Below are 24,161 nucleotides of genomic sequence, written 5' to 3' on the forward strand. Positions count from 1 at the left end.
TATGTGGGTGATTAGCTCAGTTGGGAGAGCATCGCCCTTACAAGGCGAGGGTCACTGGTTCAAGTCCAGTATCACCCACCACATATAAACACTTCAAAATACCTAAGTTAAAAACTTCCATAAATATCACTCTTGATTTGTCTTTTGCAAAACGATTAATCTATACGCTATAAAATTATATAAAGGTAATTAACTCAGTTATAAGAAAAAGAGAGCATCGCCGCCCTTTACAAATAATGGCGAGGGTCACTGGTTCAAGCCAAGTAATCACCCACCACATATAAACACTTCAAAATACCTAAGCTAAAAACTTCCAAAAATATCACTCTTAGTTTGTTTTTTGCAAAACGATTAATCTGTACCCTATAAAATTATATAAAGGTAATTAACTCAGTTATAAGAAAAAGAGAGCATCGCCACCCTTTACAAATAAAGGCGAGGGTTACCGGTATCAAGCCAAGTAATCACCCACCACATATAAACACTTCTAAAGCATCTAAACTCTTCTGAATAATTATTATAAAAATCCTATTTGGGTAATTAATCCAGTTGTAAAAAAAGAGAGCATCGCCGTCCTTTACAAATAAAGGCGAGTGCCACTGGTTCAAGTCCAATATCACCCACCACGTATAAACACTCCAAAAAAACCTAGATTATTTTAACTATTATTTAGAGCTGCTTTTTACCTATTAATTAAGCAATGGTTTTAAATCGCTAAGGCCAAGATAATATGAAGCCATCTAAACGTATGAAAATAACTTAATCTTCTAATAACCTCGGCTAATAGTTAAATTCCCTTGTAAGCAGCTAAACTGTTGATTATAGTCTGTGATAAATCAAACAACATTCAAGCCAATGCCAACTAAGATCTACGCCAAAGCCAAAATACTGATAGTGGAAGAGCAGCCTCTCGCTCAAAGCTATATGAAACAGTCGCTAGAAAGGCTTGGCTTTCGGCAGTTGTACTTTGCCGATCATGCAATTGCAGCAAAAGAGCAATGTTTGGCGGAGCAATTTGATTTAATTGTATGTTCGTTTAATTTAAGCAAACACCAAGACGGCTACCAACTCTACGAAGAACTCAGAGTTAAACAACTGATAAAAAACTCCACCGCGTTTATTTTTATTTCTGCAGAAACCAGCGGTGCGCTAGTACATAGCGTTTTAGAGCTTCAACCCGACGATTTCTTAGTAAAGCCATTTACAGTACAAGAGTTAAAAACGCGGATTGAGCGTATTTTAAAACGTAAAAATGAGCTACAGAGTATTTATACTTTAATAGATGATGGCAACGACTCTAAAGCTATCAAAGTAATCGATGCCGCTTTAAATAAAAAAAACAATATATATAGTCCTATTCTACTGCGCTTAAAAGGTGATGCGTTGCTTAGGTTAAACCGCAGTGAAGAAGCTAAAGACTTTTTTACCTCGGTGCTAGATATACAAAAATTTGCCTGGGCCAAAGTGGGTTTAGTAGAAGCGTTGATTGCTAACAATGAGCATATACTGGCTCAACGTATGTTAAAAACCATGCTTGAACGTCATGAGACACGTTTAGTTGCTTTAGATTTACTTGGCCGGTTAGAAATAAAATTAAACCAATTTGAGCTAGCACAAGATTTTTTAAGCCAAGCAGTGGATATTGCACCCCGTAATATTCAAAGACAAAAATCGTTAAGCAATGTTTCGTTAGTAAACCATGATTACGAAAAAAGCTATTTAACCCAAAAAGACATAGCCAGCTACGCGCGTCATTCTATTCACGACAGCCCCGATATTTATCTCAATGCTGCCCGTGCCGGTATAGACTTTGCGCTAACAACCGATCAAACAGATCAAATACAACGTATTTCGCGCCAAACTAATAAATATATCAATGATTTAAAAAAGCAGTTTCCTAATAACGCAAATCAATCTCAAATTGATGTACTCAATGCCCGTTTGCACTATTTAAAAGACGAGCACCAAAAAGCAAAGCGTCTTATTGAGCAGCTCGATGATGACGATACGTTAATACGCTCTGTAGATGGGGCGCTTGATAAAGCAAAAGCGTTTCACGAACTGGGTTTTCACCAAAAAGCACAAGCCTTATTCAGCCAAATAATTAGCCACTGTGAACGCCACCCCAATATGAGCGATATGACTTACTTGCGTTACATTCAACAGCAGCAAAGTGAGCGTCGCGATATTAAAATGGGTCCGAAAGAGCTTAACAACCATGCAGTAACGCAGTTTAATAAAGGGCAATTAAATACAGCGTTAGAGGCGTTTACGCAAGCATTTAGAGTAATGCCGCGCAACCCAAGCATTGCTCTTAATTTATTACAGTGTTTATTTGATTCAACAAAACAAAAAGGCGGCACTTTTAACTTAGTTCTTGCCAAAAAGTGTTACGCCCTTTTGAGTAATGCTACCTTGCAACCAGATCAGTCACAGCGATTAGATAAAATTTTGCATATGGCAAAAGAAATGAAACTCGATATACAAAACTTAAGTAAATAAAACCCTAGAGCTTTTTCATTGCAGCGGCATTTACACAGTAGCGCAAACCCGACGGTGCTGGGCCATCAGGAAAAATATGACCTAAGTGTGCATCACACACATTACACACCACTTCAACGCGCTGCATACCATGGCTTAAATCGTTCACATAACCAATTGCATCGACAGTTGCAGGCTGCGTAAATGATGGCCAACCTGTGCCGCTATCAAACTTTTCATCGGCATCAAAAAGTAAATTATCGCAGCAAACACATGCATATTTACCTGGTTCCAATAATGTACAACTTTGAGAGCTATGTGGGCGTTCTGTGCCCTTTTTACGTGTCACATAATATTGCTCATCACTTAGCATTGCCTGCCATTGCGCGTCTGTTTTTACAACCTTTTCGCGTGGCGTAGGGTTGCCATTATTGGCAAAATTTATAACATCATTCCAAGTAAGCATAATAGCCTCCTTCGGTATTAATAAGTGATTAGGGCCTGTTGTTCTTTTAAGGTTAAATTTGCAGCAATCTGTTTGGTATTTAGGCAAGGCAGAGCCTATGCAGTGTAGTTATTCCCCATAATTGGGCGATAACGTAGCATTAATGCCAAACAGGCGCTGCCCAATGGGTTCTTCCTAGGGGCTATTTACTCTTTGTTGCTCAGCTTTTACTTAGCCCACTAGGTTACAAACCTCGCGCCGCGATTAAATAGCCCCTAGCTTGAACAAACTTTAATCCACAAAGTTCAACAGACCCTAACTAAAGCGAATAGTTTGCTTTTCGTGATCTGAAAGTATGCGCTTCATATAGGCGTCTATGTCATTTTTTTGTGCGGGTAAACTTACACTAAATTGTCGCTCGTTATTGCTATGAATAATAAGCTCATCGTTCTTACTTTCTATATGTTCAATGTTGCCAATAACAAGCCATTGCGGGCCAAATTTTTTATCAAAAAAACCTGCCAAACTAAATAACATTAAGTGCTGTGCATCGCGCTGAATAAAATTATCAAGCGTATTGCGCTTTTTAAAGGCGGGTGTCAGCCTGTAACAACACGAACAAAATACAAATAACCATAACCCTATTACGGCAGAAAACCAAATATGATCAGTTAACGATGTAAACAGCACCAAAGCACCTAAAATAATGCCAATACCAAGCACTACAAGGGCAATTTTTTTATTAATGTTATCCATTTGGCTCCCTTTTATTTAGCGTTTTTATCATCTGCTTTTTCGGTAGGCTCTGGCCAATCGTTAAAAAACACCTTTAAATAACGACTCTTTGCCAAGTACCACATTACCCAAAACACAATTACCATTTGCACAGCTAAAAACAGTGAAAACCGGTAATGACTATGTGCTGCTTGTATTGTTAACCAGCTTAAGTCGGTTATTGCGCACACAAGTAACGGCCAGCGCATGTAACGCCATGCCATCGCTAAACGCGCGCTTTGTTGGTGCGAGTCCCGCGGGCGTCTTAAGCAAAATAAAAAAGTGGGCACAATCGCAATAGCACCAATTAAAATTGCGATAAAAAAATCGTTTTTAGATTTAAAAAATAACGACATTAAATCAAGTTCAGGGCGACGACTCAGCGCCGCTATAACCCAAATAAAATACGCCCGTAGTAACACCAATAAACTTAGGTGAAATGCAATTGGCGTACGGTAACTACCGTATTTATCCCAATACTCGGGTCCATATTGGCTCATTTTATTACCCTAAGCATTGTACTTATCAAACAGTGCAATTAAGTCGTCTTCGCTAAGTATGCCTATAGCTAAATCTTGTGCTTTAGTTAATTTAGAGCCGGCTTTTTCGCCCGCCACTAATGCATCTGTTTTAGCCGACACACTACCAGCTACTTTTGCACCTAACTGCTGTAAGCGTGCTTTAGCATCGTTTCGATTTAAAGTATTAAGCGTGCCTGTTAATACATAGGTTAACCCAGCTAAAGGTTGTTCATCCTCTGAAGGCGGCGTTAGCGCTGGCCAATTAATGCCGTGTTCGATTAAAGCATTAACCACATCTAAATTGTGTTGCTCATCAAAAAAGCCACGAACATGCGTTGCTACAATAACGCCTACATCGCTCACTTGCGTAAGGCTTTCAACACTGGCGTGGGTTACCTTTTCAAGTGTTAAAAAATGATTTGCTAAGTTTTGCGCTGTGGCCTCACCAACCTCACGAATACCCAGCGAATACAAAAACTTTGCAAGCGTCGTTGTTTTTGCAACCTCAAGCGCATCCACTAAGTTTTTAGCCGACTTAGGGCCCATACGCTCAAGTGACTCAAAGTGACCTTGTTTTAATATAAATAAATCTGCGGGGGTTTTTACCAGCTCTCTATCAACCAGCTGATCAACTATTTTGTCGCCTAAGCCATCTATATCAAGCGCTTTGCGTGATGCAAAATGCTTTATCGCTTGTTTACGCTGAGCTTGGCACACTAAGCCACCGGTACAACGAGCCACGGCCTCGCCTTCTACTTTTTCAACGTGTGAGTCACAAATAGGGCAACTGGCAGGAAATACAATGTCGCGTGCATCATCTGGACGGCGCTCTAGCACTACTTGTGTAATTTGCGGAATAACATCGCCAGCGCGGCGTATAATTACTGTATCGCCTACCTTTACACCTAAGCGGGCTATTTCATCGCCGTTGTGAAGCGTTGCATTTGATACCGTAACACCGCCTACAAATACAGGCTCTAAACGCGCTACGGGTGTTATAGCACCTGTGCGTCCAACCTGAAACTCAACATCAAGTAACTGGGTTATTTCTTCTTGCGCAGGAAACTTATAAGCAATGGCCCAGCGCGGTGCACGTGCAACAAACCCTAAACGCTCTTGTAAGGCTTTTTGATTTATTTTTATTACTACACCATCAATTTCATATTTCAGCTCGCTTCTGCGCGTTAAGATATCGCTGTAGTAATCTAAAGCCGCTTGTGTGCCTTCTACTAACTTTGTTTCTGGACACAGCGGTAAACCCCAATCAGTTAATTTTGCCAATTGTTGGTAGTGATCCTCAGGGATTGTACCCTCAGCCACCAGCCCGGTGCTGTATGCATAAAACATTAGCGGGCGTTTAGCAGTAATTTTTGAATCAAGCTGGCGTAGGCTACCTGCGGCTGCATTTCGCGGGTTAACAAATACTTTTTCGCCACGTTTTTCGGCTTCGCTGTTTAGTTTTTCAAACCCAGCGCTATCCATAAATACTTCGCCACGTACTTCAAGCTCTGCAGGGTAATCGCCACGCAGCTTAAGAGGCACATTTCGGATTGTTTTTACATTTTGTGTAATATTCTCGCCGGTAAATCCATCGCCACGCGTTGCTGCCTGAACAAGCACACCATCACGGTAAATAATCGACACAGCCAAGCCATCTAATTTAGGCTCACAACAAAAAGTGAGCTCATCTTGGCTCATTAAACGCTCTTTAATACGGCGGTTAAAAGCGCTAAATTCTTCTTCACTAAAGGCGTTATCAAGCGATAGCATGGGCACTTGGTGAGCTACTTGTTCAAATTTACTCAGCGCTGCGCCTCCTACCTTTTGAGTAGGCGAATCAGGCGTTAAAAATTCTGGATTTTCTCTTTCAAGGGCACTTAACTCGCGCAATAGTCTATCGTATTCTGCATCAGGAATACTGGGTGTATCAAGGACATAATAATTGTAGTTGTGTTGCTCTAACGTACTACGAAGATGATTAATTTGCTCACTAATGCTGCTAGACATTTAAACCTCAAAAAACATAAAAAAAGCCACTTTTAGGTAAGTGGCTTAATAAAAATAATGTACGCGTATAAATTACGCAGAAAATGCACGAACCTGCTCAACATATTGACGAACGCGCTCAACAGTCATTTCTTCACGCTCGGCATCTAAAATTTGTGCACCAAATTCATCGGCAATTTTCTTAGCTGCGCTATGTAACATATTAAACGCTGCAAGCCCATCGCTTTCACAAGGTAAAGTCATAAATAAGCTAACCCCTGCGGTGCTAAATTGTTCCATATTATCAATGTCAAACGTACCTGGGTTATACATATTTACTAATCTAAATAACACTGGACCTTGCCCTGCTGGGTCTATGTGGCGATTAAAAAAGCCTTCTTCTGAATATTTAAATCCTAAGGTATTTACTGCAGGCAATAACTTACTGCCTTGCATGCTTAGCCCCTCAGGCATTTGAATATGCACAATAACAAAGTCAGACACATCTGCTGGCGCTTCTTTTTCGCTCTCTGGCTCTGGTTCTAGCTCTGGCTCTTGGACTACTTGCAGGTCATCTTCAATGGGTGTTTGCGCCACACTAGTATCTATTTGCGGCTCGTTTGCATCAAAGTTTAGCTCGCCAAATTGCGGCTCATCTCGCTGGGCAACAACCGGCTCTTTAGGTTCAACAGGTGTATGCGAAGGTGTATCTTGCATTGGCTCAACCCGCTCTGAAGGCGCTACCTCTGGGCTGTCTTTTTTTCTAACTGACCATAAACCATGTACTAATAAGCCACCTATGACAAGTACACTGATCACAATTAAAACCAATCTTAGTTCTTCGGCCATCCCCTCACCTTTTATTATTTGTTATGCCTAAACCCGTGTATTAATTAACACTAATACGCTTAAATTAAACTGTTATGTATGTGCAAGTTGCACTGCTTGTTCTATATCTACTGCTACCATGCGTGATACGCCTGGCTCTGCCATAGTAACGCCAGTTAAACGCCCTGCCATTTCCATCGCAATTTTGTTATGACTAATATAAATAAACTGCACCGATTGTGACATTTCTTCAACCAAACGGCAAAAGCGTACCACGTTAGCATCATCAAGCGGCGCATCTACTTCATCCAGCATACAGAATGGAGCTGGATTGAGCCTGAATATAGAAAACACTAATGATAATGCGCTCAGCGCTTTTTCTCCACCACTTAACAGATGAATTGTCGAATTTTTCTTGCCTGGCGGCTGTGCCATTATACTAACACCACTTTCGAGTAAATCGTCACTGGTTAATTCTAAATACGCGCTACCACCGCCAAATACTTTTGGAAATAGCTCGGCAAAGTCTTTGTTTACTTGATCGAAGGTAGCTTTAAAGCGTGTTTTGGTTTCGCTGTCTATTTTACGTATCGCCCCTTCAAGTGTATTTAACGCTTTGGTTAAATCCTCAAGTTGATTATTAAGGTAATCACTGCGCTCTTTAGCTTGTTCAAACTCATCTATTGCGGCTAAATTAACCGGACCTAGCTTATCTAGTTGATGCACAAGCCCACTGATCTGATTTTGCGCTGCATTTAAACTCAGTGAATCAGGCAGTGTATCTAAAACACTTTTTAAACTTTGCTTTAATTCTTCAAGCGGCTCAAGTGCTGCCTGCGCTTTTATAATTAGGCTTTGCTCTTCAATGCTTAGCGTTTGATGGTGTTCTTGCAAAGCCACCAACTCACCTTGAGAGTGCTTAAGACTCGCTTGCTTGCTTATAAGTGTTTGCTTTGCCTCATTAAGCTTTTTTTGTAACACATCTAAGCTCGCTTCACCTTGCTGATGTTTTATTAAAAGCTGTGCTATTTGCTCAGTGAGCTCTTGCTCAGGTATTAGTAACGCTTCCATTTGCGCTTGTAGCTCTTGCGCTTCTTCTTGCGCACTAATGAGCGCTTGCTCAGCATGATTAAGCTTTGTTTGACTAAGCTGCCACTCACTGTGTGCTTTTTGCTCTTTTAACGTGGCTTGATGCGCTTGTGTTTTATATTGCTCAAGTGTCGCTGCAGCTTGGCTGTATGCTGTATTACTGCGTGTGCAAGCGGCGTCGGCCCTTGCCAGTTCGTCAGCTAAAACACTTTGCTTTTGATGTAATACTCCAAGCGCAGTGTTGTGCTCATCGCGTGTTTTTAATAATTGTGATTGCTCAGTGGTTAATGCACGCTTTTGTTGCTGGTACTTTTCTAGTTGCTGTAAAAACTGCGCTACTTGCTCTTTTAACATGTCGCTGCGCGTAGTGGCCACGGCAATGTTTTGTGCTAATTGATGAATTGCGTTTTTAAGAACCGCTAATTCATCATTCAGCTTTTGCTGCTGTGTTTTTAGCGCATTAAGCTGCTCAACGTCTCTTGCAAGTGTATTTTCGGCCTCTACTAAGCTCGCTGTTTTTTGCTTTAACTGTGTGTGTTTTAAAAGTTGTGAGTTTTCGGCATTTTTGTCTGGGCTGCGGTGCCAGTTTCGAGCATGTAAAGCACCGCTCTTATCCATAACCGCAATATAGAATGTATCGTTTAATGCAGCTAAGTCAGCGTTTTCGCTGTACGCAATACGGGTCAATAAATCGGGATAAACACCCTCAGTAATCAACGCCGCAACGCTATTAACTGGTATTTCACTTTTGTGAGGCCACACACTATTGTTGCTTTGCACATCCGCTACGTTTAGGTGCTCAAGCGTTTGTAGTGCCTGTTCAACTATATGTTCAAACCCTGGTTTTACTTCTAATTGATCAAATAAAGTGTGCTGCTTATTATCATCTTCAATCCCTAAACTGCTTTTAAGTCCAGCAATGCGCGCTTTTAGCTCATTAACGTGCTGCACGCTTTGCTGATGCTGTTGCTCAGCGTCATTCACTAAATCGGTTTGCTCTTTAAGCGCTGCGTTGCACTGTGTTTGCGCCGTTTGCTTACTAGCAAGCTCATGAGTTAGGGTTTGTTTGTATTTTTGTTGCTCGGCTAGTTGCTGCTCTAATTGGCTACTTTTAATATCATCAATTTGGCTATTTAGCTGGCTAAGCTGTGCGTTTACATGGGCTAATGATTGCTCTGTTTGCTTAACACTACTTTGCTGCGCCTGTACTTTATTATTAAGCGCGTGCTGTTGTTGATTTAGGCTTTGCCACGCGGCTGTGTGCTTATTTTTTTCATCCGCTAAATCTGCAAGTGTAAGGGTAAGCTCTTCAACTTGCTCGCTGCACTCTAAGCCGTATTCAATTATCTCTTGGTGGCTCACAGCTAACTGCTCACATACGTTTTGCTGCTGTGTTTTTAGCGCTTCACTTTGCAGCTTTCGCTGCTCAAGCTTAACCATACTTTGCTTAAGTGTTTGCATTTGCTGTTTAATATTAATGTGTTGCTGTTCAGCGCGAGTCAACTCTGTGTGGGTAACGTGTTGTTGGTGCTGCGCATCGTTAAGCGCATCTTGCTCTGCATTTACTTGAGCCTCTAGGCTTGCAAGCACATCGTCATGGCCTGAGTGGGCCGTTTTAAAAAAGGCGATTTGCTCATTAAGCTTTTTAATTTGCTCACTTTTTTCAAGCTGTTGTTGATGCAGTTTTTGCCATTTTAATACAGCCACTTGGCCTTTTAAGGTACGCTCTTGCGCTTTTAAATCGCGGTATTTTTTCGCATCAACTGACTGTAAAGCGAGTTTATCAAGCTGAGTTTGCAGTTCTTTACGCACATCGAGCAAACGCTCTAGGTTTTCGCGGGTACTTTTAATGCGGGTTTGGGTGTCGCGGCGGCGCTCTTTGTATTTAGACACACCGGCGGCTTCTTCTAAAAATACGCGCAGCTCTTGAGGTTTGCTCTCGATTAAACGCGAGATCATCCCTTGCTCTATAATTGCGTAACTACGCGGACCAAGCCCAGTGCCTAAAAATATATCGGTAATATCGCGCTTACGGCATTTGCTCCCATTTAAAAAGTATAACGATTGACCATCGCGTGTTACTAAACGCTTAATTGCTATTTGGTTTCTGTCGGCAAATGTATTAGGCAAATCACCTTGGGTGTTATCAAAAATAAGCTCTACTGACGCTTGCGAGATAGGTTTACGATTAGTTGATCCATTAAAAATAACATCGGTCATGGCATCGCCACGTAAGTTTTTAGCTGAGCTTTCACCAAGCACCCATCGCACAGCGTCAATCACGTTTGATTTGCCACAGCCGTTAGGCCCAACAACACACGTCATTTGATCTGGAAATGGAATTTTAGTGGGCTCTACAAACGATTTAAAGCCCGCTAATTTAATAGTGCTTAAGCGCATCTTATTGTTATTACCGATTATTATTGTTATTACTTACAAACAATTTAACTCATAAACAGTTAAAAAGTTAAGCTTGGCGTTTAAAGTTATCTAAAATAATACCTGTGGCCATTGCCACATTAAGTGACTCTGCCTCACCAAAAGCCGGTATGGTTATTTTATCGCTTACTAATTTTGCACACTGCTCGCGTATGCCATGTGACTCACTGCCCATAAGCAATACACCCTTTGCGCTAAAGTCTGTTGTATGTACGCTTTGCCCATCTAAAAATGCCCCATAAATAGGCATATTTAATGATTGTAAGTATTCAGGTAGCTCTACTTGGCTTACCGATACTCTGACAAATGAACCCATAGTCGCGCTAATTGTTTTAGGGTTGTAAGCATCGGCACTATCGGTACTTGTTACTATATGTTTAATGCCATACCAATCGGCAACTCTAATAATAGTGCCTAAATTACCAGGGTCAGAAACTCCATCAAGCGCCAATATTAAACCGTTGTTATCAGGTAAATCAGCCTTTGGCATATCAACCACGGCAATGGCCGCGTTGTTACTTACTAAGGTACTGGCTTTAGTCAGCGACTCTTCCTCTGCTGGCGTAAAATTTACATGTGGGAAGTGGTTTTGATGAGTATTTATAAACGCTTGTGTTGCAAATATATCAACCGCCTTTAATGGGCTGTTTAACAACTCAAGTACGTTTTTTTCACCTTGTACAAGGTATTGATTATATTGTTTTCTGTACTTTTTCTGGCCAAGTTGGCGAATAAGCTTGAGTTGGTTTTTTGAAATCATAACAGCCCCATAAAATTATCCCCCTAGTATACCAGAGATGATTTAAAGTGCAGCACCACATATATTAAAAGCAGTGCCATTGCAGGCTGTAAGGCTTTTAAAGATTGAGCTTTGCGCCAAATTTAGGTAAATTAACAAAAAAACAACATGGATAATATTTTAATGGAATCAATACACCCTACTTCCCCAGAAACCACCCCTGCAGTAAGTGAGCCTGCTGCCCCTATTTTTAGCGGTCAAGTACAGTTTAGCGGCAAAGGCGGTGAATTTTTTGGTATTTGGATTGTTAATATTTTACTGAGCGTGCTTACTTTAGGTATTTATTCGGCTTGGGCAAAAGTGCGCACAATGCGTTACTTTTATGGCCACACCCGCATTGACGGCCACAGCTTTGACTACTTAGCCACCCCGATGCAAATTTTAAAAGGCCGTATTTTAGCGGTTATTGTATTTTTAATTTACTCCTTTGGTAGCAGCTTTTTTCCTTTTGTAGGTTTACTTTTTGCGGTTGCTTTTATCTTTTTAATGCCGTGGATAATTAACCAAGGCCTGCGTTTTAATATGCGTATGACCCGCCATCGTAATGTACGCTTTGCATTTAAAGGCGATTACGGCGAAGCCTTCATTAATTTTATACTGTTACCTATCGCCAGCATTTTTACCCTTTATTTATTAATGCCGTATGTTTTAAAACGTATCGACACGTACATACACAGCAATATTAGCTACGGTGATACGCCATTAACCGTAAACCTAAAAGGTGAAACCTACTACTTAACAGCGCTTATTTGTTTTGTGGTGAGCTCTATCACTATGGTGGTTTTTATGGCTGTTTTGGGCTTGTTTGGCCTTGATTTAATGAATGCAGAAAACCAACAAGCTGCACAAGATCCAGCCAAAATGGGCATTATGTTTGGTGGGTTAATGATTGCTTATGTATTTATGATTGCCATAGTCACCGCTGTGTGGGCTGCGGCTATTCGTAATCATATTTTTGATAACAGCCAATTTGAAGACGTAGCATCTTTTAAATCAGAGCTGAGGCCTATTCCTTTTGCCATATTACTGTTAACTAATATGCTAGCCATTGCGTTTACTCTTGGGCTTGCCTACCCGTGGACCAAAGTACGCACATCAAGAATGCTTGCCGAGGTTACAACCGTTAGTATTTACCCAAGCGCCCTAAACTTGGTTGATAGTACACAGCAAGAGCAGTCATCATTTGCCGAAGAAGCGGCCAATGTATTTGATATTGACCTATCGCTAACCTAAGAGCTAATTATGCACGTACAGGGACATTACTTCCCCAAGGCATCAAGCAATTATCAACAAGGAGTCGCTAATATTGGCGACTCCTTAGTTGCAATTAGCCATGATGATCAGCTTATTTCAAGCTACGCTATAAGCGATATAACACTCACCCCAGGGCTTGCCGGTCTTGCTGACGAACTGTGTTTTAATGATGGTAGCCGCTTTATTCCTACTGATGTAAATTATCGCTGGCCTTTTAAAACGAATAAACTCGATAGACTCGAGCGCCTTGAAAAAAGTAAATGGGCCATTATCGCGGCTGTTATTTTTACACCGCTTTTTATGTGGCTAATGCTTTATAAAGTTGTGCCCACTATTGCCGTTTATAGTGTTGATACTCTGCCGCGTAGTGTTGTAGAGCAGATGGGTGAACAAAGCTTTACCATAATTGAAAAGCTAGCACTTGATGAAAGCGAACTGCCTAATGAGCAACAAATTAAAGTACAACAATACTTTAATACCATGCTTAATGAACTCTCACTTGAGCCATCTATTTATAGGTTGTCGTTTTATAAATCAGAGGCCTTTGGAGCGAATGCATTTGCAATGCCTCACGGGCGCATAGTGGTCACTGATGAATTAGCTAACTTATTAGCTGATAAACCCAACGCGTTAAAAGCGGTATTACTTCACGAAATTGGTCATGTAGTCCACCAGCATAGTGTACGCATGACCGCGCAGTCGGCAGCCAGTACCATTGTACTTGCTGTGATATTTGGCGACTTAGAAGGCATAGCAGAAGTGGCACTTGGCACCGGTGCTACCTTTGCACAGCAAGGGTTTTCGCGTGATATGGAGCGTGAGGCAGATAGCTATGCGCTTATTCAACTTGAGCATTTGGGTTATTCGAGCAATGATTTTGCCGATGCCATACAAGCACTGCAAAGTGCCCATACAAGTGAAAATGAGCACCTTGAAAAGGTGAATAATTTGCTCGAATACCTATCAAGCCACCCAAGTGCACAAGAGCGCATTAATAATGCCAGAAAATAACACGGTTTATATCCAACTTGCCCGCTATATTGTGGGGCTTAGTTGGATATACCACGGCTTTTTCCCAAAGCTGTATCATATTGCACCACTTGAAAAATTGATGACTGGCAGTGCAGGTTTTTCAGCACAAGTGTCTGACTTAATTACACGTTCGGCGGGTGTTGGCGAAATTATATTTGGTTTGTGTTTATTGGTATTTTATAAACATAAGCATATCGTTATTTTAAATATCGTAGCGTTGATTGGCCTTTTACTCGCTGTAGTAGCAATGCAGCCACAATTACTTATTGAAGCATTTAACCCAGTAACTACTAACCTGCCGCTTATTGGATTAAGTTTTATTTGGTTAAAAGAAATTACTAAATAATCGGTATCTTTAAAATAAAAAAGGTATGCCTGCCCATACCTTTTTTGTAGTGCTCTCTTATAGCGTTAATACTTATTTTTATGTGTCCACAAATGCAATAATTCACTGGCAATGGTTGCTGCAGCAATAGCAGTAAGCTCACTTTGGTCGTACGACGGTGATACTTCGACCACATCCATTCCGATTATATTTATACCTTTAAGTGCGCGTAGTATTTTAAGCACTTTATCAGATGTTAAACCACCGCACACGGGAGTACCTGTACCTGGTGCAAATGCCGGGTCTAAACAATCTATATCAAACGTTAGGTAAACGGGTAAGTCGCCTACTCGCTCACGTATTTGCGCTGCTATTTCATTGGCATGCAAATCGTTAGCTTGCATTGCATCAATCACTGCAAACTCATGCTTTGATTGGTCAAAGTCGGTGCGAATACCAATTTGTATGCTGTGCTCTACATCAATCAGCCCTTCCATCGGTGCATGATAAAACATAGTGCCGTGATCAAAACGCGAGCCATTGCTGTACGTATCAGTGTGCGCATCAAAATGAACCAGTGCCATTTTACCATGTATCTTTGCATGTGCGCGCAATAGCGGAAGCGTTACAAAGTGATCGCCACCAAGGCCTAACAGCGTTGCACCTTGGCGAAGTATTTGCTCTGCGGCCATTTCTAACTGTGCCGTAAAATACTCCGGATCGCCTACCGGATAAGTAAAGTCTCCGGCATCGGCAACGCTTAACCGCTCAAATAAAGGAAATGTCCACGGGTATTTAGTGTCTTCCCAGGCTAAATGCACTGACGCACGTCGTATTGCATCTGGCCCTAAGCGTGCACCGGGGCGACCCGACGTTGCCAAATCAAAGGGTAAACCTAATACAACAACATCTGCATCAATGGCATTGATGTTTTGCACCATAGGACGACGTAGAAACGTCATCCCGTTTGAATACAATGAGTGGTCAACATGACCAAACAAGCTAGGCATTGCTTATAACTCTTCTAAATACGTGTAGCCACTAAGGCCGTTTTGCAACTCGTCTAAAACGCTTTGCTGTTCATTTTTATCTATTTTTGCAGACACTAACTGCGCGTACGACTGTTGAAAGCTCTCAACATCTAAATGCACATAGCGCATCATATCGGCCACCGTATCGCCTTGATTTATTTCGCTAATACTGGCAACACCTTGCTCATCCATATTGATAATAGCACTGTGCGTATCGCCAAATAAATTGTGCATATCACCTAAAATTTCTTGATACGCTCCCACTAAGAAAAAGCCCATTAAGTAAGGTTTATCTACACTGTACTCAGGCACGGGTAATGTGCTTTCAATGCCTTGACCATCAACATAGTGCTCGAGTGCGCCATCTGAATCACAGGTTATATCAAGTAATACCGCACGTTTTTTTGGTGCTTCGGTTAAGCCACTTAATGGCAATACCGGAAACACTTGATCAATCCCCCACGCATCAGGCAATGATTGAAAAAGCGAAAAGTTTACAAAAAACTTATCGGCTAAACGCGCATTTAACTCGTCAATAATTGGGCGATGAAAACGGTTTTTGTTATCCATGTTTTTGTTAAGCTCATAACAAATACGTAAGTTAACTTGCTCTGCCCACGCACGCTGCGTTAAATCTAAAAGCCCCAGTGCAAATTGGTTATGCGCCTCTGCTAAGTCACCTTGGCTATCGTGATAAATTTCAATCAGTGCACGGTCATCCGTTAAACCGGTTAATTGCACATACGATGCCCACATGTTTTTTAATAACAGAGGTGCATCTGCCACTGGTGCTACTAACTCCTCTGGAGTGTAACTTTCAGTACCAATAACATTAGAAATAAGCACTGCATGATGCGCCGTTAGTGCACGCCCCGACTCAGAAATAATCGTCGGCATGGGCTGCGCGTACTGCTTACAGGTATCACCAATGGTGTACACAATGTTATTTGCATATTCAGCTAAGCTGTAATTCATAGAGTTATGCGATTGGCTGCGCGTACCATCGTAATCAATCGCTAAACCACCCCCAACATCAAGGCACTCAATGTGTGCACCTAATTTGCGTAGCTCACAGTAAAAGCGCGCGGCTTCGCTTACACCTAAGCGCACATCGCGAATGTTTGCCATTTGCGAGCCTAAGTGAAAATGCACTAGTTGCATTAAATCAAGTTGGTCTGCCTCTTTTAAACGATTGACTACATGCAAAACTTGCGACGCTGATAAACCAAATTTAGATTTTTCACCGCCACTTGCTTGCCACTTCCCTTTGCCTTGCGATGCTAAACGTACACGAATGCCAATGCGTGGTTTAACATTTAGCGCTTTTGCTTGGCTAAGTACCATGTCGAGCTCAGAAAGCTTTTCAAGCACTATGTATACTTTATGGCCTAATTTTTCGCCAATAAGGGCCAAGCGTACGTATTCTTTGTCTTTGTAACCATTACATACAATCACCGCACTGGTTTTTTCTGCCATTGCCAAAACGGTTAATAGCTCTGGTTTACTGCCGGCCTCAAGCCCTAATTGTTTTTTTTCTAATTCAGCCTGGCTTGCTACTATTTCTTCAACCACTTCGCGCTGTTGGTTTACTTTAATTGGGTAAACTAATAAGTAATCTTTTGGGTAACCATAGTTTTCAATCGCGGTATTAAACGCACTACATAAACTGTGCACACGATGATGTAAAATTTGTGGAAAGCGCACTAAAGCCGGTAAGCTCAAGCCCTTTTCTTGAAGTTGTTTTGCAATATCTGTTAGTGCAATAGTTTGCTCTGGGGCGTGAGCCTTTGGGGCAACATACACATCACCTTGATCATTAATACCAAAAAAACCTTGGCTCCAATGACGAACATTGTAACTCGTGCGAGCTTGTTCTAGTGATGTTGTCTCTTTCATTTATCTTTCTCTTTTGTTTAATGAATGCCGGTTCGGCGAGCTGCGCGCATTAAAAGAAAAATAGACTGTTAAGTCCAACAAGTATTTTTACTCGTAACGAGTGATTTTTAGTGTTGAGAAAAAACACCTACACCATAGCTTTTTACAGCTAACCGCCTTTAGAAAAGCAAGCTGACAACACAGCTAAAAAAATAAGTACAGCTGTACTTTTTTAATATAAAATAGAACAACTGTACTTATTTGGTATAAACATGAAACAAATTTATTTTAATCAAAACAAGCCACCTAAATTTTCTAAAATAACAAAGGCTGCCACTTTTGGTCTGACCAAAACATTTCCTAAACTCAGTGCCCGCCTTGCCATGAAGGTATTTTGTAATCCGCATAGCCGACGCCAATACGAATTTAGAACATGTATACAGCCAATTAATATTAAGCTTACTACCGAGCTTGGTGCAGTAAACCTGTACTATTTTAGCCAAGCCGAAAACACTAAAACGGTATTTTTATCTCATGGCTGGGCCGACAGCACTAATCGGTTTACTACTTTAATAGACGAACTACTTGAAAAAGGCTTTAATGTTTACTCAATTGATCACATAGGCCATGGCTATTCGCACGGCAATACCTCGCACTTATACGGGTATATGCAGGGTCTAACAGCGGCTTTTGAGTACTTTAATGGGCAAAACATTACCATTAATAGAGTCGTTACACACTCTATGGGCGGTGTTGCTTTGTTAAACTTAGCGCCTCATTATTTAGAAAATAAAAAAATTGTGTTTATCTCTGCCCCTGCACAAATATTTGAAGCCATGTTTGCAAAAGTTAGGCAAGTGGGGATTTCTGAGCTCATGCTAGAAAACATGCTTAATAAGGTCTCAGACAAATATGGTATTAACTGGCAAAACCTTCACCCTGACCATTCTAAAAATAAAATAAACGAAAACATGTTGTTTATTCATGATAAAAATGACTCAGTGGCAAGCTTTGAAGCAATAAAATTATTGACTGAGAACACACCCGCAACACTTATGGCCACACAGGAGCTTGGGCACGTACGCATTTTAAAAAGCCAATACGTGTACGACCAAATAACACGCTTTATGGATTAACAATGAAAAAAAGTGAGAGCACTAAGCGCAATATACTGCACAAAGGAATGGCCTATGCGGCTGCACATGGTTTATATAGCTTGTCGATAGGGAAAATAGCGGCAGTCACTAACATGTCGCGTACTGGGGTGATCTCACACTTTGCCAATAAAGAAGATATGCAAGTGGCTATTTTGGCCTACACCGAAGAAGAGTTTAGAAAACAGGTTGTTGATATATCTGTTGATGAAGATGCGTTAATTCATTTAAATAATTTTCAGCAACGCTGGCTTGAGTGGCTCAATTTTTTAGATACGGTATCGCCTGGTAAGCAGGCAAGCTGCCCGCTCATTAAAGCGTCGGTAGAATTTAAAGCGAGCCCCAATTGTTTGGTAAGGCAGTTTATGCAAGACCAACATTTAAAAATGATTAACTACCTCACTAAACTTGCAGTTAACTGCCAAGCACAAGGCTACTTTAGCCAAGACAAAGAGCCGAGTATTTTTGCGTATGAGTTTTATGGCTTATATACCGGGCATGTTGTACAAACAAGTTTAATAGACAATCCAGCTTTAGCGCTTACTTATAAAAAAGTAGTTGGCAATTTAATTGAGCGATATATGCGTTAACAGCAGTAGCCTGTAAGGCGTTTTTCACCTTTAATATGACTTACTTTTTAAGCGCTTTTAGGCGCAAAAATAATAATAGCCATACCCAGTAAGGCAACCGCCCCGCCCACTAAATCCCACATTGTAAGTTTTACGCCATCAACAGCCCATAACCACAGTAAAGCCACACATATGTACACGCCGCCATACGCGGCATACACCCGTCCAGCGGCTGCTGGGTGTAACGTTAGCAACCACGCGAATAGCGCTAAACTGACTGCTGCAGGTATTAAAAGGAATATGGATTTATCTTCTTTAAGCCAAAGGTAAGGTAAGTAACAACCAATAATTTCAGCAAGGGCGGTAATAATAAATAGCGCGATAGTTTTTACTTCAAACATAAAACCTCACGTAATTTAAATAACAAGAACATAATAACCCTAAGTAACTGCAAATTAGTTACTTAGCTAAAATATAATGTGAAATATGGGTAAAAGACTCTTTACCCATATTTAAGCAAAACAAGTTACTCGGCCAAGGCCGCGTCAGCCAGCTTCATTGTACTTTCGAACGATTTAGTACCGGCTATAAATAAACCGTTGTGGCAAAATACAGCATCGTCTAAGCCTGTTTCAGCTTGAAACTCTTCATCCGATAAACCAGCCCACGCTTTAGGCAGTGACTTTCTGTCTTCAAACGAGCCAAGCTCTACTGGTACAGTTTGAATAATCCATTGGCCGTTTTGCGAAGGGTAAACCATAAATAAAGCGTCGCTTGATAAATGGTGTACTGTTTTTTTCCATGGTGTGTATTTTTCTAAAATAATCACGCGGGGATCTTTTGCCTCTTCTATTGCTTTTGCAACAATATCTTTGGCGTTAATGCTTCCCTTTGCTGAGGCAATAAAACGGGTTAATAAACGCGCTGCAAACTCAACGGCTTCATCAAAGCATTCATCAAAGTTGCCTTCCTCTTCCCATGTTGGATTAAACATAGAAAGCGTTTGGCTAAGCGTTATGCCCTCAACCACACCTTTAACGTAACCACAATCTATTGCATCAATAGTAGAGACTAAACCAGTGTCTACTCTATCAGCCACCGCTTGGTTATTATCACACAGTGCTAAACCATACTTTTTCCAAATTAAGCCAAATGACGAGTATGGCGTGCCATTTTCGCGCTCGCCTGCGCCGCCGCGTTGGTGGTGATCAAAGCGTCCTGTGTCAGGGTTGTATTCGCCACCTACATCAACAACAATATCGGCACTTTCTATTATGGCTTTATCGCGAGTTCGTACTAAGTTAAAGGCAGGCAATACATGCTTAAGTACCGCAATGCTAAACACATCGTCGGCATGGAAATTACCGCTGTGGGTTACTACTGTTAAATCGCTCATTGGTTTTGGGCTACTTTTAAAAAAGATAAAATTCTCACTTATGAAGTGCTAAATGCAGATTAAAACTTACGTGGCGAATTTTATACGAACAGCGCAATGAAAAATAGTGAAGTATTTTTTGCGCCCCCATTAAAGGGCAGGCGCAAGGAATAAATTAGCAATTTTATTTTGGCTCAGGGCTTAGACCAAGCTCCATAAATACACTTTGTGGGTTATCTTTATACGAGCCAAAGCTTGCACAGCGCTCAAAACCTAAATCCTCGTATAAACTAATTGATTCGGTTTGCTTAGGGCCCGTTTCTAAACGAATGAGTGGAATTTTTGTTTCGCCGGCATAATGCAGCAAGTTTTGCATGATACGTCTTGAAAAGCCTCTACCTCGGTAACTTGGTTTAACGTACAAGCGCCTTATTTCGCCATAAAGCGTACCGTCATTTTGCTTAACAATAGCACCACAAGCAATAATGCCATCTTCATTTTTTAAACCAATTGCGTAAACGTTGTCTTTATTTAATTCTTCTATTTTAAGAGATTGGGCTGTAGCCACCGGATATAACGAGTTTATCAGTCTATCTATATCTGCAAACACATTAACTACATCAGGATCCTTAGGGGTTAATTCGACTAACTGCATCTCTTGTCGTCCATTTTTTATTTTGAATCGTTATAATAAGTTCATAATATATATTTACGACATGTGTTCCTAGTGTTGTTTAAACAAAATGTTTTAATAAGGTAAAAATAGATTTATTAAAACGTTAGCTAAATGAGCGCAAACAACGTTCAGGCTACTAAGCACTTAGGCTTTGCTTTTTTAATTGATGGGCATGCCACTTAAGGTAATTGCTGCTGTTCATTGGCTTTGCAACTAGGTAGCCTTGTATGCAATCTGCATTGAGCAAGTTTAGTAGCTCAAACTGCGCCTCTTGCTCTACACCCTCGGCGACCACAGTAATATCTAAACTTTTACCAAGGCTTATAATCGTATTAACAATATTAAAGCCTTTGCCTTTATCTAAAATTTTATCAATGAAGCTTTTATCAATTTTTATTTCCTGAACAGGGAAGGCATTTAAATGTGCTAAGCACGAATAGCCAGTGCCAAAGTCGTCAATTGAAAACACAAATCCACGTTCTTGTAGTTCAGCCATTTGTTTTATTGTGCTGTTTATATCACCCGACAACATGGTTTCTGTGATCTCAAGTTTTATGTGTTGTGGCTTTATGTTGAACTCTTTAATTGTAGAGCATAGCTCACGGGTAAGCTGCGACGAATTAAACTGTATATGGCTAATATTTATAGATACACTAAAGTGCTCTTCTATCATATTGCTTTGACTAAGTTGATTGATAAGGCTACAAATATTACGAAGCACTATATTTTGCAGTTTTTGGAGCAAACCGTATTGTTCTGCTATGGGTATAAACTGGTTGGGCGCGATAACCCCTTTTTCTGGATGAATCCATCTAATCAGCGCCTCTGCACCCACTAAATTCCCTTGCATATTTATTTGCGGCTGAAAATACGCACAAAACTCATTATTTGCAATGGCCCTTACAATATCGGTTTCTAATTCAGCTTGTTTTTCAAGTAATGTTTGCAACCTAGGATCATAAAAGCTGCAGCTGTTTCCCCCTTTTTCTTTGGAGCGGTACATAGCGGTATCTGCAAATTTTAATATGTTATCGGTGATTGTGTGCTCTTCGTTGATTAAACAAATGCCTATACTACAGCTCACTTGAAATGCCAGCTCCCCAATTGAAAACTTATCGTTAAACACGCTTTGCACTTTTTTTGCGACTATTTCAGATTCAACACAGGCTTGGTGATTATGCTCACCAATGTATTCGAGTAAAATAATAAATTCATCGCCCCCCACTCTCGCTAACGTATCTGATGCTCTTAATACGCCACTTAAGCGTTTTGCCAATTCTTTTAGTACTTGATCGCCTGCGCCGTGACCTAGTGAGTCATTTATTCGTTTAAAGTTATCAACATCTAAAAACAAAAGTGCGCCCGTTTTGTTGCTGCGTTTAATACGCTCTACACATTTTTTTAAGCTGTCGCTGAGCATGCGCCTATTAGGTAACCCAGTTAAAGGATCAAAAAAAGCAAGCCGCTGCACTTCTTGCTCGGCTTTTTTGCGTAGTGTCACATCTCTTGCCATCCACACTACGTGTTTAAGTTTTGGATTATCTGGCTGGTAGTTGTTAAGTGCGGCCGCTCTACCTTCAAAGGTAATGTGGCCCTTAGGCACTTTTAAATCGTACTCAAATACTTGCATTTCATTAGTTTGGATGGTTTTTTTGATAACCCCCATAATCATGTCGGCATCTTTTACAGGGAACAAATCTTTTACACTTTGACCAACCAAATCATTCGATGATTCGAGTAATAAATCATTCGAGGTGCCATAAATATCGGTATAGACTCCCTCTTCGTTCAAAATCAAAATAAGATCGGGCATCACCTGCGTAAACGCTTTAAATTTTTCATTACTTTTTTGCAGGTCTGCAACTAGCTGCCTAGCTTTTAGCGATTCTGCGTTTTTTTCAAGTGCTATGCTGGAAAAGTGTACAAAATAGTCAATAAGCTCTAAATCTTGTTGTGTAGGTGCTTTAGGGGTGCCGTGGTAAATAGCAAACGTGCCTAATATTTCATCAGTGGTTGACACAATCGGGGATGACCAACAAGAGTATAAACCATAGCTTTGCGCTAACTCTTTGAAACCTTCCCATAAAGGTGAGAGGTTAATATCAGGTGCAATAATTCGTTCGTTTTTATAAGCAGCGGTGCCGCAAGATCCAACGTTAGGGCCTATAAATAAACCATTTATTGCCTTTAAATATCCATCGTCGATATTTGGGGCAGCACGATGAAATAACTGATTACCCGTTAAAGAAAGTATAGAGCACCTTGCCGAGCTGTCTTCAATGATCTGCTCTATAGCTAAACAAATATCTTGTAAAACATCATCTAAAGCTATACCTAACGCAATTTTAGATAATATATTCTGCTGGTGAGATAACAATTGTTTTAGTTTTGCAGTATTCATACTTCACCATGCATCTAGGTACTATTAAGTTATTAAGCACTTTAAAAAAGCAGTGCATCAATAACTTCCTGCTCTTAGTTCGTATATTTAAAGTGAGTATAGTTAAAAAACTTACAACGCGAGTTTTATTATTACGATTAAAGAAATTGTTTTTAATAAAATAGCTAAATATCAGTGTTAGTATGCGTCAAGCTCACATTGTTTTGCAACAAAAAATAAACATTGTTAACAAAGCAGTCCAACTAAGACACTCATCAACTTTTTAAAAATTTTGCAGGTTTAACACTTTGTTACTTAAAAAGGCTGTTCAAAATTATCAGTCTAATTATACTGCATGCAGATATGAGTATTTTTTTGAGGTTACTGTGCAGATCATACAAGGTATGGAATATTTTTTTTCGGGCTTTAAATTAATTAGCCAAAAAGGCCTTAAGCGCTTTGTGCTTATCCCGCTTTTACTAAATATTTTATTGTTTGGTAGTTCACTCTTCTTTTTATTTGGTTGGCTAAGCGACAGCTTTAATTATATCAACAACATGTTACCTGAGTGGCTTAGTTGGCTTGAGTGGCTAATGTGGCCTATAGCAATACTTGTTGTACTATTTAGCTACAGTATGCTTTTTACCGTAATAACCAACTTTATTGCCGCACCATTTAATGGCTTACTCAGTGAAAAAGTTGAGCTTTATTTAACAGGTCAAAAAATAAATGACGACGGTTTTGCTGATTTAGTTAAAGACATACCCCGCATGGTAGGCAGAGAGTGGACAAAGCTTTGCTATTACTTACCCCGCGCTATTGGCTTTTTTATTTTGCTGTGGATTTTACCCGTTATTGGCCAAGTATTATGGGTTTTATTTACATGTTGGATGTATGCTGTGCAATACAAAGACTTCGCTTTCGATAACCATAAAGTAGGCTTTAAACAAATGAAAGACGATTTAAAGTCTAAGCAAGGCTTATCTTATGGCTTTGGCTTTGCTGTTATGCTACTCACTGCAATCCCATTTATTAACCTAATTGTTATGCCCGTTGCTGTGTGTGGCGCTACCCGTTTGTGGGTAGATAATTACCGCTCTAAATACCGAGTGGGCTAAATAACACTAT

General features: G+C 40.5%; 20 protein-coding genes and 1 tRNA gene. 8 read left to right on the plus strand and 13 right to left on the minus strand.

Going from position 1 to position 24,161, the window contains the following annotated elements; all coding sequences use genetic code 11:
* The first annotated feature begins 5 nt into the window (after positions 1-5).
* A tRNA-Val gene (locus AN389_RS16400) sits at positions 6-81 on the plus strand.
* Between the two features lie 774 nt (positions 82-855).
* Positions 856-2,502 carry a tetratricopeptide repeat-containing response regulator gene (locus AN389_RS16405; protein WP_055018775.1) on the plus strand — a complete coding sequence of 549 codons (1,647 nt, stop codon included), beginning with the start codon at positions 856-858 and terminating at the stop codon, positions 2,500-2,502.
* Positions 2,503-2,506: 4 nt separating this feature from the next.
* On the opposite strand, the gene msrB is transcribed toward AN389_RS16405, so the two are convergent.
* From msrB to AN389_RS16440, 7 genes are all read right to left on the minus strand, one after another.
* On the minus strand, positions 2,507-2,947 hold the full coding sequence (msrB, locus tag AN389_RS16410; RefSeq protein ID WP_004588868.1) for a peptide-methionine (R)-S-oxide reductase MsrB: 441 nt from the start codon (positions 2,945-2,947) through the stop codon (positions 2,507-2,509).
* A gap of 294 nt (positions 2,948-3,241) precedes the next feature.
* Positions 3,242-3,682 (minus strand): hypothetical protein, encoded by a 441-nt coding sequence (locus AN389_RS16415; protein ID WP_055018776.1) that lies wholly within the window; start codon positions 3,680-3,682, stop codon positions 3,242-3,244.
* Between the two features lie 11 nt (positions 3,683-3,693).
* Positions 3,694-4,200 carry a DUF2919 domain-containing protein gene (locus AN389_RS16420; RefSeq protein ID WP_055020272.1) on the minus strand — a complete coding sequence of 169 codons (507 nt, stop codon included), beginning with the start codon at positions 4,198-4,200 and terminating at the stop codon, positions 3,694-3,696.
* A gap of 9 nt (positions 4,201-4,209) precedes the next feature.
* Complete coding sequence (ligA, locus tag AN389_RS16425) at positions 4,210-6,228, minus strand: NAD-dependent DNA ligase LigA (RefSeq protein ID WP_055020273.1); 2,019 nt, start codon at positions 6,226-6,228, stop codon at positions 4,210-4,212.
* Positions 6,229-6,300: 72 nt separating this feature from the next.
* The gene (zipA, locus tag AN389_RS16430; RefSeq protein WP_055016492.1) at positions 6,301-7,056 is read right to left on the minus strand and encodes a cell division protein ZipA; all 756 of its coding nucleotides are present in this window, start codon (positions 7,054-7,056) and stop codon (positions 6,301-6,303) included.
* A gap of 72 nt (positions 7,057-7,128) precedes the next feature.
* On the minus strand, positions 7,129-10,524 hold the full coding sequence (locus AN389_RS16435; RefSeq protein WP_055020274.1) for an AAA family ATPase: 3,396 nt from the start codon (positions 10,522-10,524) through the stop codon (positions 7,129-7,131).
* 67 nt (positions 10,525-10,591) lie between these two features.
* Complete coding sequence (locus AN389_RS16440) at positions 10,592-11,323, minus strand: RNA methyltransferase (protein ID WP_055018779.1); 732 nt, start codon at positions 11,321-11,323, stop codon at positions 10,592-10,594.
* A gap of 162 nt (positions 11,324-11,485) precedes the next feature.
* Between AN389_RS16440 and AN389_RS16445 the strand changes: the two genes are divergently transcribed.
* From AN389_RS16445 to AN389_RS16455, 3 genes are read left to right on the plus strand one after another with little or no spacing between them, the layout of a single operon-like run.
* Complete coding sequence (locus tag AN389_RS16445; RefSeq protein WP_055020285.1) at positions 11,486-12,595, plus strand: YjgN family protein; 1,110 nt, start codon at positions 11,486-11,488, stop codon at positions 12,593-12,595.
* 9 nt (positions 12,596-12,604) lie between these two features.
* Entirely contained in the window at positions 12,605-13,627 is a 1,023-nt protein-coding gene (locus tag AN389_RS16450; protein ID WP_055020275.1) for a M48 family metallopeptidase, read from the plus strand.
* Entirely contained in the window at positions 13,614-13,994 is a 381-nt protein-coding gene (locus AN389_RS16455) for a DoxX-like family protein (RefSeq protein ID WP_146258093.1), read from the plus strand. Before AN389_RS16450 ends, AN389_RS16455 begins: the two co-directional genes overlap by 14 nt.
* 65 nt (positions 13,995-14,059) lie before the next feature.
* Here the strand turns inward: AN389_RS16455 and speB are convergent, their stop codons facing one another.
* Positions 14,060-14,983, minus strand: coding sequence for an agmatinase (speB, locus tag AN389_RS16460; protein WP_055020276.1), 924 nt, complete (start codon positions 14,981-14,983; stop codon positions 14,060-14,062).
* Positions 14,984-14,986: 3 nt separating this feature from the next.
* Positions 14,987-16,900, minus strand: coding sequence for a biosynthetic arginine decarboxylase (speA, locus tag AN389_RS16465; RefSeq protein ID WP_055020277.1), 1,914 nt, complete (start codon positions 16,898-16,900; stop codon positions 14,987-14,989).
* Between the two features lie 251 nt (positions 16,901-17,151).
* On the opposite strand from speA, the gene AN389_RS16470 reads away from it, so the two are divergent.
* Both AN389_RS16470 and AN389_RS16475 read left to right on the plus strand, forming a co-directional pair.
* On the plus strand, positions 17,152-18,015 hold the full coding sequence (locus tag AN389_RS16470) for an alpha/beta hydrolase (RefSeq protein WP_055020278.1): 864 nt from the start codon (positions 17,152-17,154) through the stop codon (positions 18,013-18,015).
* A 2-nt stretch (positions 18,016-18,017) separates the two neighbouring features.
* Entirely contained in the window at positions 18,018-18,623 is a 606-nt protein-coding gene (locus AN389_RS16475) for a TetR/AcrR family transcriptional regulator (RefSeq protein ID WP_055020279.1), read from the plus strand.
* Positions 18,624-18,670: 47 nt separating this feature from the next.
* Here the strand turns inward: AN389_RS16475 and AN389_RS16480 are convergent, their stop codons facing one another.
* The 4 genes from AN389_RS16480 to AN389_RS16495 form a co-directional block, all read right to left on the minus strand.
* A complete protein-coding gene (locus AN389_RS16480; RefSeq protein WP_055016484.1) occupies positions 18,671-19,003 on the minus strand; it encodes a YnfA family protein in 333 nt (110 codons plus the stop codon).
* Positions 19,004-19,128: 125 nt separating this feature from the next.
* Positions 19,129-19,998: an MYG1 family protein gene (locus tag AN389_RS16485; RefSeq protein ID WP_055018784.1), complete on the minus strand. Its 870-nt coding sequence runs from the start codon at positions 19,996-19,998 to the stop codon at positions 19,129-19,131.
* A gap of 163 nt (positions 19,999-20,161) precedes the next feature.
* Positions 20,162-20,632 (minus strand): GNAT family N-acetyltransferase, encoded by a 471-nt coding sequence (locus tag AN389_RS16490; RefSeq protein ID WP_055016482.1) that lies wholly within the window; start codon positions 20,630-20,632, stop codon positions 20,162-20,164.
* A gap of 157 nt (positions 20,633-20,789) precedes the next feature.
* A complete protein-coding gene (locus AN389_RS16495) occupies positions 20,790-23,054 on the minus strand; it encodes an EAL domain-containing protein (protein WP_055016481.1) in 2,265 nt (754 codons plus the stop codon).
* A gap of 383 nt (positions 23,055-23,437) precedes the next feature.
* Between AN389_RS16495 and cysZ the strand changes: the two genes are divergently transcribed.
* Entirely contained in the window at positions 23,438-24,151 is a 714-nt protein-coding gene (gene cysZ, locus AN389_RS16500; RefSeq protein WP_200909050.1) for a sulfate transporter CysZ, read from the plus strand.
* Positions 24,152-24,161: the final 10 nt, after the last annotated feature.

It is taken from the genome of Pseudoalteromonas sp. P1-7a, assembly GCF_001401855.1.
Lineage (GTDB): Bacteria > Pseudomonadota > Gammaproteobacteria > Enterobacterales > Alteromonadaceae > Pseudoalteromonas.